Here is a 1,895-nt window from a genome sequence, read left to right on the forward strand (position 1 = left end):
AGGACCACACCTTGCGTCGCCCTGCGCCCCTGAAGGCCCTGCGGGCCTTATCGCAGCCTGCGGCAGCGGCTACAATGCCGCCCTCTTTTTATCTCCATCGCCGGAACCGCCGTGAGCAAAGAACCCGACCGCCTTTTCGCCCAGCCACTGGCCCAGGTGCCCGACTTCGCCTTCAACGAGGATGTGGTGCGGGTGTTCCCGGACATGATCAAGCGCTCGGTGCCGGGTTACCCGACCATTGTCGAGAACCTCGGGGTGCTGGCGGCGCAATTCGCCCAGCCCAACAGCGTGCTCTACGACCTGGGCTCTTCCCTGGGGGCAGTGACCCAGGCCCTGCGCCGCCATGTGCGCACGGATGGCTGCCGGGTCATCGCGGTGGACAACTCCGCAGCCATGGTCGAACGTTGCCGGGAATACCTCAACGGCCAGGATTCGATGTTCCAGGAACTGCTGCCGGTGCAGGTGATCGAGGGCGATATCCTGGCCCTGGAATTCCAGCCGGCCTCGGTGGTGGCCCTGAACTTCACCCTGCAGTTCATCGCCCCCGAGCAGCGTCTGGCCCTGCTGGGGCACATCCGCCAGTCACTGCTACCCGGTGGCGCGCTGATCCTCTCGGAGAAGCTGCGCTTCAACGATGGCCAGGAACACGCCCTGCTCACCGACCTGCACATCGCCTTCAAGCGCGCCAACGGCTACAGCGAACTGGAAATCGCCCAGAAGCGCAGTGCCATCGAAAACGTCATGAAGCCCGACAGCCTCGAAGAACACCGCGAACGCCTGCTGGCTGCCGGGTTCTCGAAAGTCGTGCCGTGGTTCCAATGCCTTAACTTTGCCTCGTTGATTGCCCTGCCATGATTGATCTGTCCCCCCTCGCTCGCCGTCTGGCGGGTACGCCCCTGGCCACCTGGGCCAATGGGCTGCAAGCCCAGCTCGACGCCAAGATGGAAAAAGGCCATGGCGACCTGGAGCGCTGGCAAAGCGCCCTGGATGCATTGCCGAAGATCCAGCCCAGCGAAATCGACCTGATCAATGGCCTGCGCCTGGACACCGACTGCGACAACGCCACTCGGGCGCAGATGCGCACCGCACTGATGGGCCTGTCGCCGTGGCGCAAGGGCCCGTTCGACCTGTTCGGCGTGCACGTGGACACCGAATGGCGTTCGGACTGGAAGTGGTCGCGGGTCGCCCCGCACCTGGACCTTGAGGGCAAGCGCATCCTCGATGTCGGCTGCGGTAATGGCTACTACATGTGGCGCATGCTTGGCGCCGGCGCCCACAGCGTGATCGGCGTCGACCCCAACTGGCTGTTCTTCTGCCAGTTCCAGGCGGTGCAGCGTTACTTGTCGGAGCCTTCGGTGTGGCACCTGCCCTTCCCCTTCGAAGACCTGCCGGCCAACCTGGAAGGCTTCGACACGGTGTTTTCCATGGGGGTGTTCTACCACCGCCGTTCGCCCATCGAGCACCTGCTGGCGCTCAAGGACTGCCTGGTCAAGGGCGGTGAACTGGTGTTGGAAACCCTGGTGGTGGAAGGCGACCAGCATCAGGTGCTGGTACCGGAAGACCGCTACGCGCAGATGCGCAACGTGTGGTTCCTGCCGTCGGTGCCGGCCCTGGAACTGTGGCTGCGGCGCGCCGGGTTCAGCGACGTGCGGTGCGTGGATGTCAGCGTGACCAGCGTCGAGGAGCAGCGCGGCACCGAGTGGATGAAGTACCAGTCCCTGAGCGACTTCCTGGACCCCAACGACCACAGCAAGACCATCGAAGGCCTGCCGGCGCCGATGCGTGCGGTGATAGTCGCCAAGAAATAACCCGCCTTCCCCCGCAGGAGCTGGCCGGGCGGCGTTCCGCTTGCCAGCGAAGGCGCCCGCCAGAGCGGCGCAAGGCTCAAGGGCCTC

At 64.9% G+C, this 1,895-nt stretch carries 2 protein-coding genes; both read left to right on the top strand.

The genetic code is table 11. From position 1 onward, the window contains the following. The first annotated feature begins 111 nt into the window (after positions 1 to 111). Positions 112 to 855 (top strand): carboxy-S-adenosyl-L-methionine synthase CmoA, encoded by a 744-nt coding sequence (gene cmoA, locus F6S12_RS31415; protein ID WP_315869823.1) that lies wholly within the window; start codon positions 112 to 114, stop codon positions 853 to 855. Further along, positions 852 to 1,808 carry a tRNA 5-methoxyuridine(34)/uridine 5-oxyacetic acid(34) synthase CmoB gene (cmoB, locus tag F6S12_RS31420; protein WP_015636863.1) on the top strand — a complete coding sequence of 319 codons (957 nt, stop codon included), beginning with the start codon at positions 852 to 854 and terminating at the stop codon, positions 1,806 to 1,808. Before cmoA ends, cmoB begins: the two co-directional genes overlap by 4 nt. The last annotated feature ends 87 nt before the right edge of the window (positions 1,809 to 1,895 follow it).

The organism is Pseudomonas sp. JV245A (genome assembly GCF_032424515.1).
GTDB classification, from domain to species: Bacteria; Pseudomonadota; Gammaproteobacteria; order Pseudomonadales; family Pseudomonadaceae; genus Aquipseudomonas; species Aquipseudomonas protegens.

Coding starts and splice junctions, on each gene's coding strand:
- cmoB (WP_015636863.1), top strand. CDS start 852: ATGATTGATCTGTCCCCCCTCGCTCGCCGTCTGGCGGGTACGCCCCTG.